At 72.0% G+C, this 24,413-nt stretch carries 29 protein-coding genes and 1 tRNA gene; 21 read left to right on the top strand and 9 right to left on the bottom strand.

All coding sequences use genetic code 11. From position 1 onward, the window contains the following. Positions 1-83 precede the first annotated feature (83 nt). Entirely contained in the window at positions 84-968 is an 885-nt protein-coding gene (locus MRBLMG1_RS26010; protein WP_367826539.1) for an alpha/beta fold hydrolase, read from the top strand. 39 nt (positions 969-1,007) lie between these two features. Here the strand turns inward: MRBLMG1_RS26010 and MRBLMG1_RS26005 are convergent, their stop codons facing one another. After that, positions 1,008-1,637, bottom strand: coding sequence for a MarC family protein (locus MRBLMG1_RS26005; protein WP_367826538.1), 630 nt, complete (start codon positions 1,635-1,637; stop codon positions 1,008-1,010). A 139-nt stretch (positions 1,638-1,776) separates the two neighbouring features. Here MRBLMG1_RS26005 and MRBLMG1_RS26000 point away from each other — a divergent pair, with 139 nt between their 5' ends. Beyond that, the gene (locus MRBLMG1_RS26000; RefSeq protein WP_367826553.1) at positions 1,777-2,193 is read left to right on the top strand and encodes a YciI family protein; all 417 of its coding nucleotides are present in this window, start codon (positions 1,777-1,779) and stop codon (positions 2,191-2,193) included. A 191-nt stretch (positions 2,194-2,384) separates the two neighbouring features. Continuing rightward, positions 2,385-2,672, top strand: a complete 288-nt coding sequence (locus MRBLMG1_RS25995; protein WP_367826537.1) for a metal-sensitive transcriptional regulator — start codon at positions 2,385-2,387, stop codon at positions 2,670-2,672. Positions 2,673-2,841: 169 nt separating this feature from the next. Here the strand turns inward: MRBLMG1_RS25995 and wrbA are convergent, their stop codons facing one another. Beyond that, a complete protein-coding gene (wrbA, locus tag MRBLMG1_RS25990; protein WP_367826536.1) occupies positions 2,842-3,450 on the bottom strand; it encodes an NAD(P)H:quinone oxidoreductase in 609 nt (202 codons plus the stop codon). 161 nt (positions 3,451-3,611) lie between these two features. Here wrbA and MRBLMG1_RS25985 point away from each other — a divergent pair, with 161 nt between their 5' ends. Next, on the top strand, positions 3,612-4,271 hold the full coding sequence (locus MRBLMG1_RS25985) for a TetR/AcrR family transcriptional regulator (RefSeq protein WP_367826535.1): 660 nt from the start codon (positions 3,612-3,614) through the stop codon (positions 4,269-4,271). Between the two features lie 122 nt (positions 4,272-4,393). Here the strand turns inward: MRBLMG1_RS25985 and MRBLMG1_RS25980 are convergent, their stop codons facing one another. Beyond that, positions 4,394-5,188 (bottom strand): TetR/AcrR family transcriptional regulator, encoded by a 795-nt coding sequence (locus tag MRBLMG1_RS25980; RefSeq protein ID WP_367826534.1) that lies wholly within the window; start codon positions 5,186-5,188, stop codon positions 4,394-4,396. Positions 5,189-5,290: 102 nt separating this feature from the next. Between MRBLMG1_RS25980 and MRBLMG1_RS25975 the strand changes: the two genes are divergently transcribed. From MRBLMG1_RS25975 to MRBLMG1_RS25960, 4 genes are all read left to right on the top strand, one after another. Continuing rightward, complete coding sequence (locus MRBLMG1_RS25975; protein ID WP_367826533.1) at positions 5,291-7,579, top strand: ATP-binding cassette domain-containing protein; 2,289 nt, start codon at positions 5,291-5,293, stop codon at positions 7,577-7,579. A 162-nt stretch (positions 7,580-7,741) separates the two neighbouring features. Beyond that, positions 7,742-8,302, top strand: coding sequence for an RBBP9/YdeN family alpha/beta hydrolase (locus tag MRBLMG1_RS25970; RefSeq protein WP_367826532.1), 561 nt, complete (start codon positions 7,742-7,744; stop codon positions 8,300-8,302). Positions 8,303-8,403: 101 nt separating this feature from the next. Further along, entirely contained in the window at positions 8,404-9,030 is a 627-nt protein-coding gene (locus tag MRBLMG1_RS25965; protein ID WP_367826531.1) for an HhH-GPD-type base excision DNA repair protein, read from the top strand. A gap of 115 nt (positions 9,031-9,145) precedes the next feature. After that, positions 9,146-10,696 carry a M28 family metallopeptidase gene (locus tag MRBLMG1_RS25960; RefSeq protein ID WP_367826530.1) on the top strand — a complete coding sequence of 517 codons (1,551 nt, stop codon included), beginning with the start codon at positions 9,146-9,148 and terminating at the stop codon, positions 10,694-10,696. 66 nt (positions 10,697-10,762) lie between these two features. Here MRBLMG1_RS25960 and MRBLMG1_RS25955 read toward each other — a convergent pair whose 3' ends face one another. Further along, positions 10,763-12,475: a helicase HerA-like domain-containing protein gene (locus tag MRBLMG1_RS25955; RefSeq protein WP_367826529.1), complete on the bottom strand. Its 1,713-nt coding sequence runs from the start codon at positions 12,473-12,475 to the stop codon at positions 10,763-10,765. A 97-nt stretch (positions 12,476-12,572) separates the two neighbouring features. Here MRBLMG1_RS25955 and MRBLMG1_RS25950 point away from each other — a divergent pair, with 97 nt between their 5' ends. Both MRBLMG1_RS25950 and MRBLMG1_RS25945 read left to right on the top strand, forming a co-directional pair. Continuing rightward, on the top strand, positions 12,573-12,869 hold the full coding sequence (locus MRBLMG1_RS25950; protein ID WP_017240525.1) for a type II toxin-antitoxin system VapB family antitoxin: 297 nt from the start codon (positions 12,573-12,575) through the stop codon (positions 12,867-12,869). A gap of 116 nt (positions 12,870-12,985) precedes the next feature. Further along, positions 12,986-13,615, top strand: a complete 630-nt coding sequence (locus MRBLMG1_RS25945; RefSeq protein ID WP_367826528.1) for a LytR C-terminal domain-containing protein — start codon at positions 12,986-12,988, stop codon at positions 13,613-13,615. Positions 13,616-13,778: 163 nt separating this feature from the next. Here MRBLMG1_RS25945 and upp read toward each other — a convergent pair whose 3' ends face one another. Further along, on the bottom strand, positions 13,779-14,414 hold the full coding sequence (gene upp, locus MRBLMG1_RS25940; RefSeq protein WP_015034991.1) for a uracil phosphoribosyltransferase: 636 nt from the start codon (positions 14,412-14,414) through the stop codon (positions 13,779-13,781). A 92-nt stretch (positions 14,415-14,506) separates the two neighbouring features. Here upp and MRBLMG1_RS25935 point away from each other — a divergent pair, with 92 nt between their 5' ends. From MRBLMG1_RS25935 to MRBLMG1_RS25895, 9 genes are all read left to right on the top strand, one after another. Then, a complete protein-coding gene (locus MRBLMG1_RS25935) occupies positions 14,507-14,716 on the top strand; it encodes a hypothetical protein (RefSeq protein WP_367826527.1) in 210 nt (69 codons plus the stop codon). A gap of 228 nt (positions 14,717-14,944) precedes the next feature. Then, positions 14,945-15,481 carry a hypothetical protein gene (locus MRBLMG1_RS25930; protein ID WP_367826552.1) on the top strand — a complete coding sequence of 179 codons (537 nt, stop codon included), beginning with the start codon at positions 14,945-14,947 and terminating at the stop codon, positions 15,479-15,481. Between the two features lie 143 nt (positions 15,482-15,624). Continuing rightward, positions 15,625-16,053, top strand: a complete 429-nt coding sequence (gene tadA / locus MRBLMG1_RS25925; protein WP_367826551.1) for a tRNA adenosine(34) deaminase TadA — start codon at positions 15,625-15,627, stop codon at positions 16,051-16,053. Between the two features lie 67 nt (positions 16,054-16,120). Beyond that, positions 16,121-16,205: transfer RNA gene (locus tag MRBLMG1_RS25920), tRNA-Ser, on the top strand. Between the two features lie 475 nt (positions 16,206-16,680). Continuing rightward, positions 16,681-16,845, top strand: coding sequence for a hypothetical protein (locus tag MRBLMG1_RS25915; protein WP_017240520.1), 165 nt, complete (start codon positions 16,681-16,683; stop codon positions 16,843-16,845). A 9-nt stretch (positions 16,846-16,854) separates the two neighbouring features. Continuing rightward, the gene (locus tag MRBLMG1_RS25910; protein ID WP_093875008.1) at positions 16,855-17,148 is read left to right on the top strand and encodes a Dabb family protein; all 294 of its coding nucleotides are present in this window, start codon (positions 16,855-16,857) and stop codon (positions 17,146-17,148) included. Between the two features lie 212 nt (positions 17,149-17,360). Next, entirely contained in the window at positions 17,361-18,206 is an 846-nt protein-coding gene (locus tag MRBLMG1_RS25905) for an RNA polymerase sigma factor SigF (protein WP_367826526.1), read from the top strand. A gap of 235 nt (positions 18,207-18,441) precedes the next feature. Next, positions 18,442-19,350, top strand: coding sequence for an RNA polymerase sigma factor SigF (locus MRBLMG1_RS25900; protein WP_367826525.1), 909 nt, complete (start codon positions 18,442-18,444; stop codon positions 19,348-19,350). A 70-nt stretch (positions 19,351-19,420) separates the two neighbouring features. Continuing rightward, complete coding sequence (locus MRBLMG1_RS25895; RefSeq protein ID WP_367826524.1) at positions 19,421-20,260, top strand: hypothetical protein; 840 nt, start codon at positions 19,421-19,423, stop codon at positions 20,258-20,260. Here MRBLMG1_RS25895 and MRBLMG1_RS25890 read toward each other — a convergent pair. From MRBLMG1_RS25890 to MRBLMG1_RS25880, 3 genes are all read right to left on the bottom strand, one after another. Continuing rightward, complete coding sequence (locus MRBLMG1_RS25890) at positions 20,241-21,113, bottom strand: alpha/beta fold hydrolase (protein WP_367826523.1); 873 nt, start codon at positions 21,111-21,113, stop codon at positions 20,241-20,243. The two genes, MRBLMG1_RS25895 and MRBLMG1_RS25890, sit on opposite strands and share 20 nt — an antisense overlap. Then, positions 21,110-21,682, bottom strand: a complete 573-nt coding sequence (locus MRBLMG1_RS25885) for a TetR/AcrR family transcriptional regulator (RefSeq protein WP_367826522.1) — start codon at positions 21,680-21,682, stop codon at positions 21,110-21,112. The genes MRBLMG1_RS25890 and MRBLMG1_RS25885 overlap by 4 nt, the downstream gene beginning before the upstream one ends. A gap of 66 nt (positions 21,683-21,748) precedes the next feature. Continuing rightward, on the bottom strand, positions 21,749-22,702 hold the full coding sequence (locus tag MRBLMG1_RS25880) for an oxidoreductase (RefSeq protein ID WP_367826521.1): 954 nt from the start codon (positions 22,700-22,702) through the stop codon (positions 21,749-21,751). A gap of 81 nt (positions 22,703-22,783) precedes the next feature. Between MRBLMG1_RS25880 and MRBLMG1_RS25875 the strand changes: the two genes are divergently transcribed. Beyond that, the gene (locus tag MRBLMG1_RS25875; RefSeq protein ID WP_367826520.1) at positions 22,784-23,413 is read left to right on the top strand and encodes a TetR family transcriptional regulator; all 630 of its coding nucleotides are present in this window, start codon (positions 22,784-22,786) and stop codon (positions 23,411-23,413) included. Between the two features lie 154 nt (positions 23,414-23,567). On the opposite strand, the gene MRBLMG1_RS25870 is transcribed toward MRBLMG1_RS25875, so the two are convergent. Continuing rightward, the gene (locus MRBLMG1_RS25870; protein WP_367826519.1) at positions 23,568-23,804 is read right to left on the bottom strand and encodes a hypothetical protein; all 237 of its coding nucleotides are present in this window, start codon (positions 23,802-23,804) and stop codon (positions 23,568-23,570) included. Between the two features lie 158 nt (positions 23,805-23,962). Between MRBLMG1_RS25870 and MRBLMG1_RS25865 the strand changes: the two genes are divergently transcribed. Then, positions 23,963-24,406: a MarR family winged helix-turn-helix transcriptional regulator gene (locus tag MRBLMG1_RS25865; protein ID WP_367826518.1), complete on the top strand. Its 444-nt coding sequence runs from the start codon at positions 23,963-23,965 to the stop codon at positions 24,404-24,406. Positions 24,407-24,413 lie beyond the last annotated feature (7 nt).

Raw genomic sequence — 24,413 nt, 5'->3', positions numbered from 1 at the left:
CGGAAGGGCTCTCCCGGGTGGTCGCGAGGGTCGGCAGAGTCCTCGGTGTCAGGCACTCACCCCCTCCACCGGGAGCAATGATCATGGCTACTGTCACCGTCGGCACCGCGCACGTCCACTACGACATCGAGGGCGCGGGCGAGGGCCCCGCGCTGGTGCTCGTCCACGGCACCGGGTCGGGCGGGGCGGTCATCAACTGGGGTCGGACCGCGCCGCGTTTCACCGGCGACCGCAGGGTCGTCACGATGGATCTGTCGGGCGCCGACCGGACGGTCGACGACGGTGGTGAGCTGACGGTCGAGACGCTGGCGGCGCAGGTGATCGGGGTGATCGAGGACGCGGGTACGGGTCCGGTGGACCTGCTCGGCTTCTCGATGGGGTCGCCGGTCTCGGCGGCGGTCGCGGCGCTGCGCCCGGACCTGGTCAACCGGCTGGTGCTGGTGGCGGGTTGGGCGTACACCGACGGCGACGAGTACCTGCGGAACCTGTTCACGCTGTGGCAGCGCCTCGGCGCGTCCGACCCGGCGGGGTTCGGGCGGAGCGTGACGATGACCGGGTTCAGCCGCGGCTTCCTCAACGCGATCGGCCGCGAGGGCGTCGAGGCCCTCATCCCCAACATGCCGCCCACCCCGGGCACCCTGCGGCACGTGGCCCTCGACCTGGGGGTCGACATCCGCGCGCTGCTGCCCCGGATCACCGCGGAGACGCTGGTCGTGGGCGCGACGCGGGACGCCACGGTCCCGGTGGAGAACAGCCGGGAGCTGCACGCGGCGATCACCGGGAGCAGGTACGCGGAGATCGACGCCGGTCACGTCGTGCTGTTCGAGAAGGAGGACGAGTTCGTGACGACGGTGACGGAGTTCCTGGACTCCGCCGCCGTAGCCCCCGCCGTAGCCACAGCCGTTGCCACCGCCGTGACCAGCACCGCGACCACCGCCTTGACCGCCACCATGACCGCCGCCGCCTGAAGCCGGGTGCGGACGCCTCTCGCGCGGTGGGCGCGGTGGTCAGTGGCGGAGTTCGAGGCCCGTGACGCCGAGGTCGTAGAGGCCGTCGAGGACGAGGTCGACGCCGACGGCGGCGAGGAGCAGGCCCAGGAGGCGGCCGAGGAGCTCGATGGTGGCGTGGTGGGTGCGGCGCAGGAGGTGGGTGAGGAGCAGGACGCAGACCAGGTCGAGGGCGATGACGGCCACGTACGCGCCGACGACCGTCGAACGCCAGCTGAAGGAATCGCGGGCCGCCGCCTCGATCAGTACGGCGGTCATGGCCAGCGGGCTCACCACGTACGGCATGAGCAGCTCGCGCACGCCGCTGACCAGGTCGGGAGCGTCCTGGTGGGGGCCGTCGGAGCCGAGGTGCATGCCGAGGACGAGCCCGACGGCGTAGAGGAAGAAGATGACGCCGCCGGCGAGCTGGAGCGCGGGCGTGCTGATGTGGAAGAGGTTCAGGATCCAGGGGGCCGTGATGCCGGTGACCAGGCCGACGAGGACGGCCGCGCCCGAGGAGATGAGGGCGATGTTCCGCAGCTGGCGGACGGGGTGGACCTGGGCGAGGCCGGCGAAGGCGAGGAGGACCTTGGGCGGGCCGACGACCGAGAAGAAGGCGATGAAGGCCGCGGAGAAGGTGAATGCGTTCACACGGGAATCATGAGGCGGTCGGGTGATTTCTCCCGTTTTTCGAGCTGACGCCCGCGCGGTGTCGAGAACCCGGATCCGGCTACGACTCTCCTGCGAGAACACGTCCCTGCGGGACGTACACGCCAACGAGGAGGACGTCATGAAGTACCTGGTGATGGTCCAGGGGTCGCAGGCCGACTACGAGGGCATGGTCGGGCGCGGCTCGGCCGGCAGCCCCGCCTGGGACAAGGCGCAGCTCCAGGCCATGTACGACCACATGAACACGATCAACAAGGAACTGGCCTCCACGGGCGAGATGCTCGACGCCCAGGGTCTCGCCGCCCCCTCCACGACCCGCTTCGTCACCGTCGACGCCAACGGCGACCCCGTCGTCACCGACGGCCCCTACGCCGAGACCAAGGAAGTCCTCGCCGGCTACTGGGTCCTCGACTGCCCCAGCCTCGACCGCGTCACCGAGATCGCCGCCCAGGTCGCCCGCTGCCCCGTCCCTCCCGGCTCCCCCGACCACCCCGTCGTCATCCGCCCCATCGACGAGTCGGGCCCGACCCAGGACTGACCCCCCGCCGACCGGCCGCGCGGCCGGTGTGCGTGAGCCCCGCCGCTGTGGTGGGGCTCGCGGGGGGGGTGGGTGGGGCGGTGCGGGTGGGAGGGGTGGGGTGGGGGTGGGGTGGGTGTCATCCTTGGTCTTCGACGGAACCCCGTGCTGGGGAGTAAATTACCCCGTGGGGTATCTGTGGAGGAGTCGCTGTGGAACTCGATCTCGCGGGCGCCGAGCTGAAGGCCGTGCTGAACCGGCTGCGCAGGGCGCAGGGGCAGATCGCCGGCGTGATCCGGATGATCGAGGAGGGGCGGGACTGCGAGGAGGTCGTGACGCAGCTCGCGGCCGCTTCCAGGGCGCTCGACCGGGCCGGGTTCGCGATCATCGCGACCGGGTTGCAGCAGTGCCTGACGGACATCGAGGGCGGCCGCAAGGACGGGGAGGACCCGCATGTGATGCGGGCGCGGCTGGAGAAGCTGTTCCTGTCGCTGGCGTAGGCGGGAAACGGAGCGACGAAGAGCACCCCTGGGGAGGCCCCGGGGGTGCTCTTCGTCGTATCGGCGGGTGAGTGGATCCGGTACGGGGATCCGGTCGGCGGCCCGGTACGGCCGATCGGGGCGGCGGATCCCGTACGGCGGTCCCGGCCGGCCGATCCCGTCCGGGCGGTCAGGCGTCCGCGAGGCCCTTCAGGCGCTTGGCGAAGCGGGTGAGGCGGGTGCCCTGGTAGCGGGCGGCGTGGAGGACGTCGTCGGAGGGGGTGCCGTGGGTGCCGGGGTGGGCGGTGCCGTAGGGGTTGCCGCCGGCGGCGTAGACGGAGGGGTCGGTGAAGCCGGGCGAGACGATGACCGAGCCCCAGTGGTGGAAGGTGTTGTAGAGGGCGAGGAGCGTGGACTCGTTGCCGCCGTGGACGTTGTGCGCGCTGGTGAAGGCGGTCGCGGGCTTGTCGGCCATGACGCCCTGCTGCCAGAGGCCGCCCGAGGTGTCGATGTACTGCTTCAGCTGCGCGGCGATGTTGCCGAAGCGGGTCGGGGAGCCGAAGGCGTACGCGTCGGCCCACTCCAGGTCGTCCAGGGTGGCGATCTCGACGTCACCGGCGGCGTCGACGTGGGCGCGCCAGGCCGGGTTCGCGTCGATGGCGGTGTCGGGGGCGAGCTCGGGCACGCGGCGCAGGCGCACCTCGGCGCCGGCCTTCTCGGCGCCTTCGGCGACGGCCTGGGCGAGCCGGTGGACGGAGCCTGTGGCCGAGTAGTAGATGACGGCGACCTTGACGGACATGGCGAACTCTCCTCGATCCAAGAAAGTGGATTACTTTCCGCTTCGATGTTCCGAGTTAAGCGGATCGCTATCCGGTTTGCAAGGGGGACGGGTATGCTCAACAACGAGCAACGACCTAGGGGGAACACGGGCGAGCCGGAAGAAAGAGCGGGAGTCGACAGATGAGCACGGAGAAACCGCAGGCCGGAGCCGGGACGGCAGCGGGGCCGGAGATCACGCCCCTGTCCGGTCCCGGACTGCTCCCCACCGTCGACTCGCCCGCCCCGGAGCGCGCCGACGCCGCCCGCAACCGGCGCAAGATCCTCGACGCCGCCGCCCGGATCGTCGCCGAGCAGGGCCCCGACGCCGTCACCATGAACCAGGTCGCCCACGCCAGCGGCATCGGCGTCGGCACCGTCTACCGCCGCTTCGGCGACGTCTCCCAGCTCCTGTGGGCCCTCCTCGACGACCGGGAGCGCCAGTTCCAGGAGGCGTACATGAGCGGGCCACCGCCCCTCGGCCCCGGCGCCCCGGCCGCCGAGCGGCTCGACGCCTTCCTCGACGCCCTCGTCGACCGGGTCGGCGAGCAGCGCGAACTACTGCTGGCGGCGCACTCCGCCGCACCCCGCGCCCGCTACCACAGCGGCGCCTACCGGGTGATGCACACGCATGTGGCCCTGCTCATCGGGCAGCTCAAACCGGGCGCCGACAGCACGCTCCTCGCGCACCTGCTGCTCGCGTCCTTCTCCCCGGACGTCATGCACCACCTCACGGTCGAGCAGGACCTCTCGAGCGACCGCCTCAAAGCGGGGGTACGGGCGCTGCTGCCCCTGCGGGACTGACGGACGCACGGGACTGACGGACGCACGGGACCGACGGACGCACGGGACCGACGGACGCACGGGACCGACGGATGCGCGGGACCGACGGACGCACGGGGCTGACAGGCCCCCGGCTGCCGTGATCAGCCCGACGCCGCTGCGCCCGCGCCCAGGGCCGCCAGGCCGTCCAGGACCCTGGCGAGGGCGAAGGCGTAGGCGTGGTCCGCGTCGTAGAGGCCGCCGTAGGCGAGGGCGGCGGCTTCGCCGACGCGGCCGGCGAGGGGGAAGCGGCGGCCGTCGAAGACGCGGGCGAGGAGCGGCTCGTGGGCGGCCCACCATTCGCCGTCGGACAGGGCGCTCTCCCGTTCCACGGCCCGCGCGTCGAGTTCGGCCCGGGCACTGGACTGTACGGAGCCGAGGACGAAGGTGAGGGCGGAGTCGCGGGCGACGTCGTCGAGGCCGAGCCCTTCGAAGGCGCCGAGCTCGTACTCGTACTTGGCCATGACGCCGGGGCCGAGCGGGGCGCGGACGATGCGCAGGTCGACGAGCCAGGGGTGGCGGAGGTGCAGGGCCCGGTTGGCGTCGGCGACGGAGGTGACGCGGGCGCGCCAGGGTTCGCCGGGGTCGAACGGCGGGCGGTCCATGCGGAGGAAGACGGTGTCCAGCATGAGGTCGAGCAGTTCGCTCTTGCCGGGGACGTACGTGTAGAGGGTCATCGGGGTGACGCCGAGGCGCTGGGCGACGGCGCGCATGGTGAGGGCGTCGAGGCCGCCGCCGTCGGCGAGGTCGAGGGCGGCGTCGACGACCGCGTCGACGGTGAGGCCCTGGCGGGGGCCGCGCCGCGCGCCGGGGGCCGGGGCGCTGTCGCGCCAGAGCAGCTCCAGGGTGCGGGCCGGGTCGCCGGCCCCGCTGCGGTTCTTCCCGCCGGTGGTCGCCATGGCACTCATTCTCGCAGGTCAGATGCGTTAAGCCGTAACTTTGTACGCCGTATAGAGTACCCTGTCCGTCCGAGCTTGGGACGACCACCGGAGGGCGCACGCATGAACCACCCCGTCGGAACGAACGAACCCGCCGCGGCGGACGGCCACCACGTCATCCAGGTCCGCGGGGCCCGCGAGAACAACCTCAAGAACGTCGACGTCGACCTGCCCAAGCGCCGCCTCACCGTCTTCACCGGGGTCTCCGGCTCAGGGAAGTCCTCGCTCGTCTTCGGCACCATCGCCGCCGAGTCGCAGCGGCTGATCAACGAGACGTACAGCGCCTTCCTCCAGTCCTTCATGCAGTCCCTGGCCCGCCCGGACGTGGACGGGCTGCACAACCTCAGCGCGGCGATCGTCGTCGACCAGGAGCGGATGGGCGCCAACTCCCGCTCCACGGTGGGCACGGCCACCGACGCGTACACGATGCTGAGGATCGTCTTCAGCCGCCTCGGCACCCCGCACGTCGGCACGTCCGGGGCGTTCAGCTTCAACCTCCCCGAGGGCATGTGCCCGCGCTGCGAGGGCGCCGGCGAGGTCTCGGACATCGACGTCGACGAGCTCGTGGACCGGGAGAAGAGCCTCGCCGAGGGCGCGATCACCGTCCCGAACTTCGCCGTGGACTCCTGGTACTGGCGGATCATGGCCGAATCCGGCTTCTACCCCGCCGACAAGAAGCTCGCGGACTTCACCGAGGAGGAGTGGGAGGCCTTCCTCCACAAGCCGACCTGCAAGGTGAAGGTCGGCAGCAACACCTTCACCTACGAGGGCCTGGTGCCGAAGGTCCAGCGGCTCTTCCTCGCCAAGGACCGGGACGCGCTCCAGGCCCACATCCGGGCCTTCGTCGACCGCGCGGTCGTCTTCCGCACCTGCCCCGAGTGCGAGGGGGCCCGACTCACCCGGGCCGCGCTGGCCTCCCGTATCGACGGGGTCAACATCGCCGAGTGCTCGGCGATGCAGATCAGCGACCTCGCCGCGTTCGTCCGCCGGATCGAGGACCCGTCCGTCGCCCCGCTCCTCGCGGGCCTGCGCGAGCTGCTCGACTCGCTCGTGGAGATCGGACTGGGATATCTGAGCCTCGACCGGTCGTCCGGCACGCTCTCCGGCGGCGAGGCCCAGCGCGTGAAGATGGTGCGCCACCTCGGCTCGCCGCTCACCGACGTCACGTACGTCTTCGACGAGCCGACCACCGGACTGCACCCGCACGACATCCGGCGCATGAACGACCTGCTGCTCCGCCTGCGCGACAAGGGCAACACCGTCCTCGTCGTCGAGCACAAGCCCGAGGTCATCGAGATCGCCGACCACGTCGTGGACCTCGGGCCGCGGGCCGGGACCGCGGGCGGCGAGATCTGCTACAGCGGGAACGTGCCGGGCCTGCGCACCTCCGGCACCCTCACCGGCGAACACCTCTCGCACCGGGCCAAGCTTCGCGAGGAGGTGCGGACCCCGACCGGCGCCCTCTCGATCACCGGCGCCACCCAGCACAACCTCAAGGACGTGAGCGTCGAGATCCCGACCGGGGTGCTGACCGTGGTCACCGGCGTGGCAGGCTCCGGCAAGTCCTCCCTGATCCACGGCAACCTGCCGGGCCGGGAGGGCGTGGTCGTCGCCGACCAGTCCCCGATCCGCGGCTCGCGGCGCTCGAACCCGGCGACGTACACGGGGCTCCTCGGCCCCATCCGCACGGCCTTCGCCAAGGCCAACGGCGTCAAGGCCGCCCTCTTCAGCGCCAACTCGGAGGGCGCCTGCGGGAACTGCAACGGCCTCGGGCTCATCTACACCGACCTGGCCATCGCGGCCGGTGTGGCCTCCGTCTGCGAGAAGTGCGAGGGCAAGCGGTTCACGCCCGAGGTCCTCACGTACCGGCTCGACGGGAAGAACATCCACGAGGTCCTGTCCCTGTCGATCGAGGAGGCGTACGACTTCTTCACGGCGAAGGGCCAGGCCCGCACCATCCTCGGCCGCCTCAAGGACGTCGGCCTCGGCTACCTCCGCCTCGGCCAGCCCCTCAACACCCTCTCCGGCGGCGAACGCCAGCGCCTCAAGCTCGCCATCCACATGGCCGAGAAGGGGGCCGTCTACGTCCTCGACGAACCGACCACCGGGCTCCACCTCGCCGACGTCGACCAGCTGCTCGCGCTCCTCGACCGGCTCGTCGACGCCGGCAACACGGTCGTCGTCATCGAGCACCACCAGGCCGTGATGGCCCACGCCGACTGGCTCGTCGACCTCGGCCCCGGCGCCGGTCACGACGGCGGCCGCGTCGTCTTCGAGGGCACCCCCGCCCAGCTGGTCGAGAAGGGGGACACCCTGACCGCCCGCCACCTGCGGGATTACGTGGGCGGCTGACCGCCCGCCACCTGCGGGAGTACGTCGGCCGCCGACCGTCCCCTCCGACCCCCCTCCGGCCGTCCCCGCCGACCGTCCCCTCCGACCTCCGTCCGCCCCCTCCGGCCGACCGCTCCGTGGACCGCGGTGGACGGAGGCGGGCGGCGGACGCAGGATCGTGCCGTGACCACGTATCTGATCCTCCACGGCTTCCAGAACCACCGTCCGCCCGGCCACTGGCAGCACTGGCTCGCCGGGCAGCTCAGGGAGCGCGGCCACGAGGTCCGCTACCCGCAGCTGCCCGACGCGGACGCGCCCGTCCTCGCGGACTGGCTCGCGGCCCTGGAGGAGCACGGGCGGCGTCCGGCCGAAGGCGAGTTCGTCGTCCTCGCGCACAGTCTGTCGGTCCTGCTCTGGCTGCGGGCGGGCGAGCGGCGGCCCGACGCCGACCAGGTGCTCCTGGTCTCGCCGCCCTCGCCGCGGGTGACCGCCTCGATCCCGGCCATCGCCGCCTTCGCCGACGGACTCGACCTGGCGGAGCGGGGGCTCGCGGCCCGTCTCGTGTACGGCGACGGGGACCCGTACTGCCCCGAGGGCGCCGACGTGCACTACGGCACCCCGCTCGGCCTCGACGTGGACCACGTGCCGGGCGGCGAGCACCTCAACCCGGACTCGGGGTACGGGGACTGGGCCTCGGTCCTGGAGTGGTGCGAGGACCCGGACGTGCGCGTCAAGGGCCGGTAGGGGCCGTCGGCGTGCCGGTGGGCCCGCTCCCCGTGCCCGGCCGGTTCGCGAAGGGGTGAACCCACCGGGCGGGCGGGGGGCTCCGGCCCGATGATCGGGGCATGAGTCCCGTGCCGAAGACGCCCGACATCCATCTCGCCCAGCAGCCGGACGCGGACGCGCTGCTCGGGCGGTCCCCGCTCGCCGCGCTCGTGGGCATGCTGCTCGACCAGCAGGTGCCGATGGAGTGGGCGTTCTCCGGGCCGTACACGATCGCCTCGCGGCTCGGCGCGGACGATCTGGACGCGCACGAGATCGCGGCGCGGGACCCGGAGGAGTTCGCGGCGCTGCTGTCGGAGAAGCCGGCGGTCCACCGGTACCCGGGGTCGATGGCGGGGCGGGTGCAGCAGCTGTGCCGGTTCCTGGTGGAGGAGTACGGGGGTGACGCCTCGGCCGTGTGGGAGGGCGTGGCGACCGGGAAGGAGCTCCTCGCGCGCCTGGAGGCGCTCCCGGGGTTCGGGAAGCAGAAGGCGCAGATCTTCCTGGCGCTGCTCGGCAAGCAGTACGGGGTGCGGCCGAAGGGCTGGCGGGAGGCGGCGGGCGCGTACGGCGAGCAGGGGTCGTACCGCTCGGCCGCGGACATCACGGGGCCGGAGTCACTGGCGAAGGTGCGGGCGCACAAGCAGGAGATGAAGGCGGCGGCGAAGGCGGCGAAAGCCGCCAAGGAGGGTAAAGCGCCGGGGAATTGATAACTCCACATGTCAATCCTGCTCAATCGGACAGGAATTACGCAGAACCTGTTCACAGAATGCCCTGGATATCGCTAACTTCCCCTCAACCTCGTCCGTAACGGGAAGGACTTCTGTGAACGCAACCCAGCGCCGTGCCGCGGCCATCCTGGCCGCCGCCGCACTCGCCACCCCGCTGGTCCTCGCCTCCCCCGCCACCGCGGGGCAGGACCCCACGGCCGCACCCGCCCGCGATGCCGCCAAGCTGGCGAAGAAGCTGGTCCGCGAAACCACCGCACAGGACGCCTACAAGCACCTGCAGAAGTTCCAGGCGATAGCCGACTCGGCCGGCGGCAACCGCGCGGCCGGCACCCTCGGGCACGACGCCTCGGCCGCGTACGTGTACACGCAGCTGAAGAAGGCCGGATACGACGTCCGCTACCAGAAGTTCGACTTCCAGTACACGCAGACGCTCGCCGAGAAGGCCTCCGTCGTCGCCCCCGCGCCCCGCACGCTCGACATCAAGGCGATGACGTACACCAAGTCCACCCCGGTCGGCGGCATCACCGCGGCCCTCGCGGCCGTGCCCGTCGACGCCGACGGCACCACCGGCTGCGAGCCCGGCGACTTCGCCACCGGCACCTTCACCGGGAAGATCGCGCTGATCAAGCGCGGCGGCTGCACCTTCGCCGCCAAGCAGCAGAACGCCGCCGCGGCCGGAGCCGTCGGCGCCGTCATCTACAACAACACCGAGGGCGCGCTCTCCGGCACCCTCGGCGACCCGGCCGCCGGAAAGATCCCGACCGGCGGTCTCACCCAGGCCGAGGGCGTGGCGCTCGCCGCCGACCTCGCGAACGGCCCGGTCTCGCTCTCGCTGGAGATCCGCCAGCTCAGCGAACTCCGCTCCACCAACAACGTCATCGCGGAGACCCGCGGCGGCAACGCCGCGAACACCGTGATGCTCGGCTCCCACCTCGACTCCGTCACCGCCGGACCCGGCATCAACGACAACGGCTCCGGTTCCGCCGGCCTCCTCCAGACGGCCCTGGAGCTCGCCAAGTCGAAGGACAAGGTCCGCAACAAGGTCCGCTTCGCCTGGTGGTCCGCGGAGGAGAACGGCCTCCTCGGCTCCGAGCACTACGTGAACACCCTCACGGCGCTCGACAAGGGCGAGATCAAGCTCTACCTCAACTTCGACATGATCGCCTCGCCGAACTACGGCCTGTTCGTCTACGACGGCGACGACTCGGACGGCGTCGGCGCCGGCGCGGGCCCCGAGGGCTCCGCCCAGCTGGAGCGCGACATCACCGACTTCATGGACAAGCGCGGTCTCCCGCACGAGGGCACCGACTTCAGCGGCCGCTCCGACTACGGCCCGTTCATCGAGGTCGGCATCCCCTCCGGCGGCACCTTCACCGGCGCCGAGGGCATCAAGACCCCGGCCCAGGCCGCCCTGTTCGGCGGCACGGCGGGCGTCGCGTACGACGTGAACTACCACGCCAAGGGCGACGACCTGAAGAACATCGACATGACGGCCTTCGAAGCCAACATCAAGGTCATCGCCAACGCCGTGGGCACCTACGCCCACGACATCTCCTCGCTGCGCAAGCCGGTCGACTCCGTGCCGACCACCGGCTCGGGCACCGGCGGCGGCCTGCACGACGACCACGACGGGGTCACCGAGTAAGCACCGCAGGCGAGTAAGCACCGCAGGCGAGTAGTCACCGTCGGCGAGTAATCACCGCCGACGCGGTCATCGCCTGCGGCGGGCGGTCCCGAAGATCGAACGGCTGATCTCCCGGCCCAGCTGGGTGCCGATCGACCGGGTCAGGGACTTGAAGATCCCACTGCCCACCACCTGTTCGGCCAGCGAGGGCTCCTCCTTCTGTCGGGGGGCCCTCGCTCCGGCCTTCCCGGCCTCCTTCGCTGCCTCCTTCGCGCCCTTCTCCGCGTCCTTCTCCGCGGCCTTCTCCGCCTCCTTGGCGGCCGCCGCCTCCAGGGCCGCCGCCTCCGCCGCCCGCTGCTCGGCCGTCAGCTTCTCGTACGCCGACTCGCGGTCCACCGCCTCCGCGTACCGCCCGTACAGCGGCGAACCCTTCACCGCCGCGTCCAGGGCGGCCGCGTCGATCGGGCCCATCAGCGACTCCGGCGCCCGCAGCCGCGTCGCCGCCACCGGCGTCGGGGCCCCCTTCTCGCTCAGTACGGTGACCACCGCCTCGCCCGTACCGAGGCCGGTGAGCACCTCCTCCAGGTCGTACGGCGACTTCGGGAAGGTCCGCACGGCCGCCTTGAGCGCCTTGGCGTCGTCCGGGGTGAAGGCGCGCAGCGCGTGCTGCACCCGGTTGCCGAGCTGCGCGAGCACGTCCGCGGGGACGTCCTTCGGGGTCTGCGTCACGAAGAAGACGCCGACGCCCTTCGAGCGGATCAGCCGCACCGTCTGGGTGATCGACTCCAGGAACGCCTTCGACGCCCCGCTGAACAGCAGGTGCGCCTCGTCGAAGAAGAAGACCAGCTTCGGCTTCTCCAGGTCGCCGACCTCCGGCAGGTCGTTGAAGAGGTCCGCCAGCATCCACATCAGGAACGTCGGGAAGAGCTGCGGCTTGTCCTGCACGGCCGGCAACTCCAGGACCGAGACGACCCCGCGCCCGTCCGCCGCCGTCCGCAGGAACTCGCCCGTGTCGAACTCCGGCTCCCCGAAGAAGCCGGCCGCCCCCTGCTGCTCGAAGGCCGTGATCGCCCGCAGGATCACCCCGGCCGTGGCCGTGGAGAGCCCGCCGATCCCCTTCAGTTCGGCCTTCCCCGTGTCCGACACCAGGAAGGCCACCACCGCCCGCAGGTCCTTGAGGTCCACCAGCTCAAGGCCCTTGGAGTCGGCGTAGTGGAAGATCAGGCCGAGCGACTGCTCCTGCGTCCGGTTGAGCTGGAGGACCTTCGAGAGCAGTACGGGCCCGAAGCTGGTCACCGTGGCGCGCACCGGAATGCCGGGGCCGATGCCCCCGAGGCCGTAGAACCCGCAGGGGAAGCCGGTCGCCCGCCACTCCTGGCCGACCTCGGCCGCGCGCTGCCTGACCCTCTCGCCGTCCTCGCCGGGGGCGGAGACCCCCGAGACGTCGCCCTTGATGTCGGCGAGGAACACCGGCACCCCGTGCGCGGACAGCTGCTCGGCGATCAGCTGGAGGGTCTTCGTCTTGCCGGTGCCCGTGGCGCCGGCGACCAGGCCGTGGCGGTTGAGGACCGGCAGCGGGATGCGGATCGGCGCGTCCGGGTGACACGCGCCGTCCCAGAGGAGCGCCCCCAGATCGAGTGCCGCGCCGTCGAAGGCGTACCCGGCGGCGATCTCGGCGGCGGGCCCCGTCACGGGGGCCTGGGCCTGTGCTGCCGGGGCCCGGCCGGGTGCCGCCGGGTCCTGGGCAGCCGGGGCGGACCCGGCCGCTTCGGTGGCCGGCGGCTGCTCGCTGACGCTCATGACGGGACCCCGATTTCGGTTTTGTCACGGTTTGCACCAGCATCCCACTGCTCGCGCGTGGCTGCGCCGGAAGCCGCTCGCCCGGTAGGCTTTCCGTGTGATCTTCAAGCGCATCGGTAACGGAAAGCCGTATCCCGACCACGGCCGGGAAAGCACCCGGCAGTGGGCGGACGTCGCCCCGCGCCCGGTCCGCCTCGACCAGCTGGTCACCACCAAGGGCCAGCTGGACCTGGAGACGCTGCTCGCCGAGGACTCCACGTTCTACGGCGACCTCTTCGCGCACGTCGTGAAGTGGCGCGGCGACCTCTATCTGGAAGACGGGCTGCACCGCGCCGTGCGCGCGGCGCTCCAGCAGCGCCAGGTGCTGCACGCCCGCGTCCTCGAGATGGACTGAGACGGAGCCGGCCGGCCCCTCTCCGCTGACCCTTTCGGGGTCAGTTCGCCCCCATCCGGACGCGATCACATGATCATCAAGTAGGCATCGCCGACGGGCGGCACTACGCTGCGTTCATGAGCATGCTCACTCCCCCCGGAATGGGCGGAAAGTACCGCATCACGGGGGACGTCTACCCGCGCATGCGCCGCCCCCACCGCCGGCGCAGGATCGTCCTCGCGTCCGCCGCCGCAGTGGTCGTGCTCGGCGCGGCCGGCTGGGGCACGCTCCAGCTCGTCGACGTCTTCTCCGGCGGCGACGGCACGAAGGCGACCGCCGGCAAGCAGGCCGACTGCAAGCCCGTCGTCAAGGCGACCACCGCGCCCGCCGTCGCCCTCCCCAAGCCCGCGCAGATCACGGTCAACGTCTACAACGCGACCCCGCGCAGCGGCCTCGCGAAGACGACCGCCGACGAGCTCAAGAAACGCGGCTTCAAGATCGGCAAGGTGGGGAACGCGCCCGCCGCCTACGACAAGAAGGTCCCGGGCGCCGGCCTGCTCCTCGGCGCCCCCGCGGCCACCAAGGGCGCCTTCTCGGTCCTCGGCACCCAGCTCGCGGGCGCCACGACCAAGACGGACACCCGGGGGACGGCCGACGTCGACCTGATCATCGGGACCGCGTTCAAGACGCTCTCCCCGAAAACGACGGCGGACGCGGCCCTGGTCGCCCTGACCAAGCCCGCGCCCGTACCGACCGGAAAGTGCTGAGGAGCTACTCGGCCGAGCCGGCCCTGCCTTGTGCGGCAGAGCCGGCCGTGTTGCCCTACTCGGCGGAGCCGGCTGCGTTGCCCTACTCGGCTGAGCCGGCTGCGTTGCCCTACTCGGCTGAGCCGGCCGTGTTGCTCTACTCGGCGGAGCCGGCCGTGTTGCTCTACTCGGCGGAGCCGTACATGCGGTCGCCCGCGTCGCCGAGGCCCGGGACGATGTAGCCGTTCTCGTTGAGGCGCTCGTCGACCGAGGCCGTCACGACGGTGACCGGCGTGCCGGCGAGCTCGCGCTCCATGACCTCGACGCCCTCCGGGGCGGCGAGGAGCACGACCGCGGTGACGTCGTCCGCGCCGCGCTTGATGAGCTCCTGGATCGCCGCGACCAGCGTGCCGCCGGTCGCCAGCATCGGGTCGAGGACGTACACCTGGCGGCCGGAGAGGTCCTCCGGCATGCGCGTGGCGTAGGTCGACGCCTCCAGCGTCTCCTCGTTGCGGATCATGCCGAGGAAGCCGACCTCGGCGGTCGGGAGCAGCCGGACCATGCCGTCGAGCATGCCGAGCCCGGCGCGCAGGATCGGGACCACCAGCGGACGCGGGTACGACAGCTTCACGCCGGTCGTGGGCGTGACGGGGGTCTCGATGTCGACCTGCTCGGTCCGGACGTCCCTGGTGGCCTCGTAGGCGAGCAGGGTGACCAGCTCGTCGGCGAGACGGCGGAAGGTCGCGGAGTCCGTGCGCTTGTCGCGCAGGGTGGTGAGCTTGTGGGCGACCAGGGGGTGGTCGACGACGTGGAGACGCATGGCTCAACAGTAGCCCGCCGCGCACTGGCGTCGACCCACGCCGCTGGGGGAAGGTGGGGGCACAGGGACCCAGCGATGGGGTGGTGTGGCCGATGCCCGACCTGGAAGAACCGGCCGAGGGAACCGCCGAGGGGGCGGCCCGGAAGCCGGTACCGGAGACCGACGCGGAGCGCCGCAGGCGCCGCGCCCAGTTCCTCCGCGAACTCAACGAGGCCAAGGCGCTGCGCGAACGCGTGCAGCCACGGCGCGCCCGGGCCGCCCGGATGCGCCAGGCCATGCGCATGCGGACCTTCCGCTGGTGAGGGCCGTCGGACCCGCCGGCGGCGGAGAACCGGCCGGGGCCGACCGTGCGCCCCCTGAGTGCGCCGGGGTCGCACGCCCGCCCGATGGCGGTGTCGTTCAGACTGATGCACGACGCAAGGACCGAAGACCTCTCCTGCGCGCCCTGTTTCTGTCACGATGCCGATTGGGCGGGGCACCAGGAGCGCGCCGCCGGAACGTCACACCTCTGATCAGTGGGAGAGAGTCAGGTGTACTTCGCCGCACTGCTCGCGCGCACCGAAGACGGGTGGGAAGCGAGCGACACGGAGCTCGACGACGTGGAGACCCTGTCGGATCTGGCCGAGCTGGCTCGTGAGGCCTCGGACGACGACACGGTGATCGTCTACATCGAGCAGGAGGACGCGTGGTTCGGGATCGTACGGATCGAGGGTGAGGAAGACCCTCGGATCTACGTCTCGGACGGCGCCGCCGCCGCCCGTTCCTCGTACGGGGAGATCCTCACCCGGGAGATCCTCGGCGACGACCTCGACGCCGAGCTCGACGAGCTGGCGTCCCTGGACCTGGACGGTACGGAGGACGGGGAGCCACTCGCCGACGAGGCCGACGGGGACGACGAGGACGCGGACGCGGCCGCCGAGGTCGTGCCGTCCGCTCCCGTCGGCGACTCCCAGGTCCTCGCGGACCTCGGCCTCTCGGAGCGCGAGCTCCGCGCCCTCGACAGCGACGCCCTCTCGGTGATCGCGGACGCGCTGGGCGCGTCCGAGGTGCTGGAGGCCGTGCGCTAGTGGCACGAGCGGTACCAGCTCCGAACCCCGGCACCGATCCCGTACGGGACTCCCCCGGGGCCGACCGCGCGGTGAACGCCGCCGGGGCCGACGGTGTCCCGGCGGCCGCTCCCGACCCCGTGCGGGATCCCTGGCGGGACGCCATGCGGCTCGCGCTCGCGGAGGCCGACGCGGCCGGTCCGGCCGGTGACGTGCCGGTCGGCGCGGTCGTGCTCGGCCCTGACGGGGAAGTCCTCGCACGGGCGCACAACGAGCGGGAGGCGGCCGGTGACCCCACCGCGCACGCCGAGGTCCTCGCCCTGCGCCGGGCGGCCGTCGTGACCGGCGAGTGGCGTCTGACGGGGTGCACGCTCGTCGTGACCCTGGAGCCGTGCGTGATGTGCGCGGGCGCCCTCGTCCAGTCCCGGGTCGAGCGGGTGGTGTTCGGCGCGCTCGACGAGAAGGCGGGCGCGGCCGGCTCGCTCTGGGACCTCGTGCGGGACCGGCGTCTCAACCACCGCCCCGAGGTGATCCACGGCGTGCTGGGCGAGGAGTGCGCGGAGCAGTTGACCGCCTTCTTCCGCACCCGCTGACCCCCGCTCCGACCTGGCCTTCGATACGGATTTCATCGCAGCGCCAGTTTCGGCTAAGCTCTCTCTCGGTAGCGTGTCCGAGCGGCCGAAGGAGCTCGCCTCGAAAGCGAGTGTGGGGAAACTCACCGAGGGTTCAAATCCCTCCGCTACCGCTTCGATCGAAGGGCCCGGCGCATCAGCGCCGGGCCCTTCGGCGTGCCCCGGGTCCCCGGGCGCGGACGGGAAAGGCCCCCTGTATGTACGGGAAAGGCCCCCTGCGCGGTAGTGGGCGACCCACGCCTGCGCGCACGGGAAAGGCCCCGGTGCGCGCTCGCGGCGCGGCCGGGGCCTTCTCCGTAGGACGGGGGGAACGGCATCGGGGGGACAAGCCGTTCCCCCCGATGAGAACCGGACCTGCCAGTCCTGCGCCGCGGTCAGGGGGGAAGCTCGCGGCGCGGACCCCGCAGTGCGGGCCGGTTCCAGGAGCCCTTCGGATTCCTGCCAGATCCTCCGGGCTCGACATCCATCCTGCTCGCCCGTCACCCTTCCGGGGGGTGGCAAAAGGCCTCGATCTCCGGGTCCTTGGTCCATAAAGGCTCGGTTAGAGTGGCGCGGTCGTACGGCGGGGGAACAGGGGAGGGCTGGGCAATGGTGCAAGCGAAGAAGGTCGCGCTGTACGCGGTCATGGTCTTTGTGCTGTACACGATCGTCACGTCCCCGGCCCGGGCCGCCGATCTCGTGCAGGTAGGGTTCGAGGGCATTTCCAGCGCCGCCCAGGGTGTCGGCGAGTTCATGACCGAACTCATCAACTAGGAGCCCTTCGTGATCCGCCATCTGGTCCTCTTCAAGCTCAACGACGGAGTCGCACGCGACGAGCCGCGCGTCGTCGCCGGCGTCGAGGCGTTCCGCGCGCTCGGCGGGCAGATCCCCGAGCTGCGGTTCTGGGAGTGCGACTGGAACATCACGGACCGGCCGATCGCGTACGACTTCGCCATCAACTCGGCCGTCGAGGACACCGACGCGCTCCAGCGCTACCTGGACCACCCCGCGCACCAGGCGGGCGTCGCGCAGTGGCGCGAGTTCGCCACCTGGGTGATCGCGGACTACGCCTTCTAGTCCTCGCTCGTCGAGGGGCCCCCTGCCGTCGTGGCGGGGGGCCTTTTCCGTGCGTGACCTCCCCTTTTTCCCTCATCATGCCCTCAACACGGGCTTATGCGGTGCTTGCACACAGTGGACATGTCTTGTGATGCTATGACCGCTTTTGACGGATGAGTTGACCGTAGTTGATTCAGTCGACCAGCAGGACCAGCCGAAGGGGTGGCGTGAACGTGCCGGCCAGTACAGCGCCTCAAGTCCCGCCCCAGCAAGAGGCAGGCGGCGCGGAGACCCCGCGACCCCGCCCCCAGAGCACCCGTGGCGCCGACACCCGCGCGCTCACCCAGGTCCTCTTCGGGCAGCTCAAGAACCTGGAGCCGGGCACCACCGAGCACCACCGCGTGCGCGGGGCCCTGATCGAGGCCAACCTCCCCCTCGTGCGCTACGCGGCGGCCCGCTTCCGCTCCCGCAACGAACCGATGGAGGACGTCGTCCAGGTCGGCACCATCGGCCTCATCAACGCCATCGACCGCTTCGACCCCGACCGGGGCGTGCAGTTCCCGACCTTCGCCATGCCGACCGTCGTCGGCGAGATCAAGCGGTACTTCCGCGACAACGTCCGGACCGTGCACGTGCCGCGCCGGCTGCACGAGCTCTGGGTCCAGGTGAACGGCGCCACCGAGGACCTGACGACCGCTCACGGCCGCTCCCCCACGACCGCCGAGATCGCCGAGCGGCTGCGCATCGGCGAGGACGAGGTGCTCGCCTGCATCGAGGCCGGACGCTCGTACCACGCCACCTCCCTGGAGGCCGCACAGGAGGGCGACGGACTGCCCGGACTGCTCGACCGGCTCGGTTACGAGGACCCCGCCCTGGCCGGTGTGGAGCACCGCGACCTCGTCCGCCACCTGCTCGTGCAACTGCCCGAGCGGGAGCAGCGGATCCTGATGCTGCGCTACTACAGCAATCTGACGCAGTCCCAGATCAGCCAGGAACTCGGCGTCTCCCAGATGCACGTGTCAAGGCTCCTCGCCCGCAGCTTCGCGCGTTTGAGATCCGCAAACAGAATCGAGGCGTAACCGAAACGGGTAGACCGGTTCGGAGCAGTTCCGCGCCGCCCCAAATGCCTTACACCCCTTGTTTCCTGCGGATATGCACCCTCGCCTTGTCGACAAGTCACTACAGCGCGTTGCCGACATGTGACATTCTGCTGGAACCGAGTTTGCCGCAGCCCCGCCGCCGGTATTCAGGTGGAAGCTGCGTTCCTCAGATGGTCGCGGCCACCGCGACCGTCCGCGACCTCAAGGGGGTGGCATGTCCACAGAACTGGGCAGCTCGAAGGTGCTCACGCTCACGCCCGTTCCCGTGCCCACGCAGACGACGGCGCCGACCGCACCGGAAAGCGCCGAGGCCACGCCTCCGCCGCCCGTGGTCGTGCCGTCGGGAGCCCTCGACACCCGCACCCTCTCCCGCTCCCTGTTCCTGAGGCTGCGCGCACTCGACACCGAGGGCGCCGCCGCCGACAGCCCGGAGCGGACCTACGTCCGCGACACCCTCATCGAGCTCAACCTCCCCCTCGTGCGCTACGCGGCGGCCCGCTTCCGCTCCCGCAACGAGCCGATGGAGGACATCGTCCAGGTCGGCACCATCGGCCTCATCAAGGCGATCGACCGCTTCGACTGCGAACGGGGCGTGGAGTTCCCGACCTTCGCCATGCCGACCGTCGTCGGCGAGATCAAGCGGTTCTTCCGCGACACGTCGTGGTCGGTGCGGGTCCCGCGCCGCCTCCAGGAGCTGCGCCTCGCCCTGACCAAGGCCAGCGACGAGCTCGCGCAGAAGCTCGACCGCTCCCCCACCGTCCCCGAACTCGCCGCCGTGCTCGGGGTGTCGGAGGAGGACGTGGTCGACGGCCTCGCCGTGGGCAACGCGTACACCGCCTCCTCGCTCGACTCCCCCTCCCCCGAGGACGACGGCGGCGAGGGCTCGCTCGCCGACCGCCTCGGCTACGAGGACACCGCCCTCGAAGGCGTCGAGTACCGCGAGTCGCTCAAGCCGCTGCTCGCCAAACTCCCGCCCAGGGAGCGGCAGATCATCATGCTGCGCTTCTTCGCCAACATGACCCAGTCGCAGATCGGCGAGGAGGTCGGCATCTCCCAGATGCACGTCTCGCGCCTGCTCACCCGCACCCTCGCCCAGCTGCGCGAGGGCCTCATCTCCGACTGAGCCCCTCCCCCGGCGGTCGACTTCCGCGAAACACGGGCTTATTGACGGACCGTCAGCCACACTGGGGCCCATGAGGCCAAGGAAGCCAGGACCGGGGCCCGGACTCGTGGCGATGGCGCTCTGCCTCGGCGGAGCGCTGACCGCGTGCGGCGGCGGAGACGGCGAGGGGTACGCGGCGGTGGGCGCCGGCCCCTCGCCCAAGGGCGCGGTCGCCCCCTCGGGCGCCGTCACCCTGGTCCCCCTGGACGGCCCCTCCCCACCCGGCCTGACCTCCAGCACGTCGTCCCCCTCCCCCGCGCCTCCCGGCACACCGCCCACGGCCGGGAGCGGCACCTCCGCCGGCCCCTCGGACGCCCCGGGCACCCCCGGCGGCTCCGGGCCCTCCCGTACGGACACGGGCTCGGGCACCGGATCGGGTACGGGCACGGGATCGGGGACGGGAACGGGCTCCGGATCGCATACGGGCTCCGGCGGCCCTGCGACGCCACCACCCGGGACCGGCACGGCTCCGGGCACCACCTCGCCCCCCGCCCCCTCCGCGACGCCGCGGCCCACCGGGCCCGGCGTGCCCGCCCCCTCGCCCACGCCGAGTCCCGCGCCCGGGCCCGCCGTGCTCACCGTCTCCGCGCCCGTCCTCGCGGACGGCGACCGGCGCTGGTGCGAGCGGGTGACCGTGACCGTCCGCAACACCGGCGGTTCGGCCGCCGTCTCGGGCACCGTCACCTTCGCCACGCACGTCATCGGTGCCCTCGGCGTCGACTGGGCGACGGTCACCACCAGCCAGCCGCTGCCCGGCCCCCTCGCGGCCGGGGCGGCGCTGACCCGGACGTACACGGTGTGCGTGGACTCCTGGCGGGTGCCGCTCGGGATGCGGATCGACACCCTCGGCGTCACCGTCGCAGGGCGGTGACCAGCACCTCCGCGAACTCCGCCGGGCGCTCCACACAGCCGATGTGCCCGCCGGGGAACTCCACTCCGCGCGCTCCGGTCAGCTCGGCGAGCCGCCGGGCGGGCCCGACGAGCGCCTCCTGACCGGCGGACTCCTCGCCGACGCCCAGGACCAGACGCCCAGCGGCGGCCTTCAGTCCTTCGACCTCCGGCTCCGCGGAGGAGAAGGGGCACAGGACGCGCTCCAGGAAGAACGGGGTGTTGGCCGCCATCCGACCCGCCATCTCCCGGATGCTCGGCGGGAGTTCGGCCGGGTCGTGCCGGGCTCCGTCCCCCTGCTCCGCGCCTCCGCCTCCCAGGCCCTCGGCGAACCGGGCCATCGCCGGGCCGGTGCCGGCCGTCCGGGACAGCTCACGGACCTCGGCGAAGAGTTCCCGGTGCGGGGCGGGCTCGGCGAGCAGCGCGAGGAGCGGCGGCTCGTGGGCGACGACCCGCCGCAGCCGCTCCGGGTGGCGGGCGAGCAGGTCGAGGGCCACGATCGCGCCGGAGCTGCTGCCGAAGACGTACGCCTCCTCGTCCGGCGCCAGGTGGTCGAGGAGCCGGGCGGCGTCCTCGCTCCACTCCCGGACCAGCTGGTCGGCGGGCGGCCCGTCGAGCGGGCTGCGGGAGAGGCCGCGCGGGTCGTACGAGACCACGGTGTGGCCGGCCGCCGCGAGCAGGTCCGCCATCCCCTCGAAGACCCCGGCGTCCCCTGCCCCGCCGGGGATCAGCAGCAGGACGGGACCGCTGCCGCGCGTCTCGTACCGCAGGGTGGCGCCGGGGACCTTCAGGGTGCCGGCGGCCGGCTTCCCGGTGGTGGGTGCCGTGGTGGTCATGATGTCTTCCCCCAGTTCTCCAGCAGGCTGTGGAGGGCGTCGAGCGAGCGCGCCCAGGAGGCGGCGACGGGGCGGGAGTGCGCGAAGCCGCCGCTCAGTTCGATGTGGACGTAGCCGTGGAAGGAGCTGCGGAGCAGCCGTCCGGCGTCGGTGAGGTCGGGCTCTTCGAGGCCGTAGCCGCGCAGCATGCCGTAGGTGAGCTCGACGGCGCGCACGAACACGGCCGTGTCGGAGACCTCCTCGAGCTCGACGCGCTGCTGGGTGGCCGCGTACCGCCCGGGGTGCGCGAGGGCGTAGTCGCGGTAGGCGTCGGCGAAGGCGACGAGCGCGTCCTTGCCGGACCGGCCGGCCACGGCCGCCCCGATGGCCTCGTTCATCTCGCCCGAGGCGAGGAGCGCCAGCCGCACCCGCAGGTCACGCAGGTTCCTGACGTGCGAGTAGAGACTCGCGTCCTTGACCCCGAAGTGCCGGGCCAGCGCCGAGAGCGTGACCTGGTCGAGGCCGTCCTCGTCCGCCATCTCGGCGGCGGCCCGCACCAGCCGGTCGACGGTGATTCCCGCACGCACCACGGACTTTCCCCTTCCTAGGACTCCTAGGAGAGAACCTAACTGCTCTAGGCTCGGTCGGCCACCGCTTTACGCGCCTGGGTAGCGCACCTCGGTCAGGCGCTCCGAGAGCTCCCACAGCCGCCGGCCCGCCCCGGGGTCGGCCGCCGCGTCGGAGAGGCGCACGCGGGTCGGGGTGCCGCGCAGCTCCGCGAGGCCGTCCGGGCCGATGAACTCGCCGCCCTCGACGGACGGGTCGGTCGCCGCGTACAGCTGGGGCAGCGCGCCGCGCTCCGGGCGCTGGGCGAGCAGCGGGTTGCCGATGCGCCCGAAGACCAGCCGGGCAAGGCCGCTCGTGTCCTTGGTCTGGAGACGGGTGGCGGTGTAGCCCGGGTGGGCGAGGACGCTGCGGACCGGGCTGGCGGTCGCGGTCAGACGGCGGTGCAGCTCGCGGCCGTGGACGGCGTTGGCGAACTTGGACCGGTTGTAGAAGGCCATGGGCGCGTAGCCGCGCTCGCCGTCGAGGTCGTCGACGCCGCCGTGGCCGTCGAAGCGGAGGCCGCCCTGCCGGTGGTTGATCGAGCTGACCGTGACCACGCGGGGGTCGCGGCCTGCGGCGAGCAGGTCGAGCAGCAGCCCGGTGAGCGCGAAGTGCCCGAGGTGGTTGACCGCGAACTGGAGCTCGTGGCCCTGGGGGCTGAGCGTGCGGGGCGGGGCCATCACGCCCGCGTTGTTGACGAGCACGTCGAGGCGCGGGTGCTCGGCGCGGATCCGGGCGGCGAAGGCCCGTACCGAGTCGAGGTCGGCGAGATCCAGTCGCCGCACGTCGAGGAGGCCCGCCTCCACCCCGTCCGCCGCCAGGCCCGAGGCGGCGGCGCGGCCCTTCTCCTCGTCCCGTACGGCGAGGACGACGCGACCGCCCCGGCGGGCGAGCGCCCGGGTGGTGGCCAGGCCGAGGCCGCTGTTGGCCCCGGTGACGACGAAGACCCGCCCGGTCTGGTCCGGGATGAGGTCGGCGGTCCAGCGCTGCTTCTTCTCGGTCATGTGCCCCACGCTGCCGTTTGTGTCACCGGGTGTCAAGCGTGGCCCTGGATGTCATGGAGGGCACCGGGGTACCATCGGGCCGTGACCACCCGCCCCGAGATCAGCCTCGCCCAGCGCAAACGCCAGCTCGTCGCGTCCGAGCTCACCGAGGCCGCGCTCCAGCTGTTCGCCCGCAGGGGCTTCGACGCGGTGACCGTCGACGAGATCGCGACCGCGGTCGGGGTCTCCAAGCGGACCTTCTTCCGCTACTTCGCGTCCAAGGACGACGTGGTCGTCCAGTTCCTGGCCGGCATGGGCGCCGACATGCGCGCGGGGCTCGCCGCCCGGCCCGCCGGCGAGTCGCCGTCCGAGGCGCTGCTGCACGCCGTCTCCGTACCCCTGGCCGCCTGCGGCGACCACGCCGAGCGGGTCCTGCCGGTGGTCCGGCTCATCCTGCGGACCACCTCCCTCCTCGCGCGCTTCCTGGAGCACCAGGCGCAGTGGCGCGAGGACCTGGCGGTCGAGCTGGGGACCCGCCTCGGCCGCGACCCCGACTCCGACCTCTACCCCCGACTCGCCGCGGGCATGGCGCTCACCGCCTACGACGCCGTACTGCGCCGGTGGAGCGCCGGCACGGACCCCCGGGTCGCCGCGGACCCGACCGCGCTCATCGGAGAGGCCTTCGCGGTCCTCGCGCCGGCCCTGGACGCACCGGCACCCTCGGCGCCGTAAAGGCCCGGGGAGTCGTGAAGCCCGGGGAGCCTTAGCCCGGGGATTGGGCCGGAGAGGCCCGGGAGCAGTAGGAAGAGGAGCGGCAAAAAGAAGGTGGGCCGGGTCCGCGTGATGCGGAGCCGGCCCACCCGGGCGTGGGGACGGTACGGAGGCGTCAGCCGAGCGCCAGCCAGGCGACGGCCGCGAGGACGACGATCACCGCGACGACGCCCACGATCACGCCGACCTTCGGGCCGCCGCCCGACGTGGCGACGGTCTGGGGCTGCCGCTGTTGCGGGGTGCCCTCGTCGACGAAGGCGCGGAACATCTGCGTGCTGCCGGCGGGGTCGTAACCCTCGGGGCCCTGAGGGGGCTGGCCCTGGCCGTACGGTGCTTGGGGGTTGTGTGCCATGGGCCAGGACCCTAGCGAAAGGGGGCCGGTGGCCCCAACCCTCCGGCCCGTCCCCCTCCTTTGCCGATTCTTTAGCGCCGTTTGACCGATTTAGTTTGCCTGAAGCAACCATCCATCTCTATGGTTGCCCTAAGCAACAAGATGGACGGGGGTGCCCGATGGCGACACCGAACCGGTACGAGGAACTCGCCCGCTCGGTGAGCGCGATCGGGGCCGTGAAGCGCGGGCTCGCCCGCGTCCTGCCCGTCGAATGCCAGGGCGGCTCGGCGGCCGTGCTCGCCCTGGTCAACCACCACGGTGACATGCGGACGAGCCGGCTCGCCGAACTCATGGCGGTCGACATGTCCGTATGCAGCCGCCATGTGGCCCACACCGTGGAACACGGCTGGATCGAGCGACTGCCCGACCCGGACGACAAGCGCTCCCGCATCCTGCGGCTCACGGAAGCGGGCCACGCGATGCTCGGCGAGCTCGACCGCCGGGTCACCGAGGCCTTCTCCCGTCACCTCGCGGAGTGGTCCGACGAAGACGTCGAACTCCTCAGCCACCTGCTTGCCCGCCTCCGCGACTCCTTCGGGGACTGCCGGGCCCACCACGCCTGAGAAAAAA

The organism is Streptomyces sp. LMG1-1-1.1, assembly GCF_040815545.1.
In the GTDB taxonomy this organism is placed as follows: Bacteria; Actinomycetota; Actinomycetes; order Streptomycetales; family Streptomycetaceae; genus Streptomyces.
Note: the sequence above shows the minus strand (reverse complement) of the source record. Positions and strands in the feature narration are given on the sequence as shown.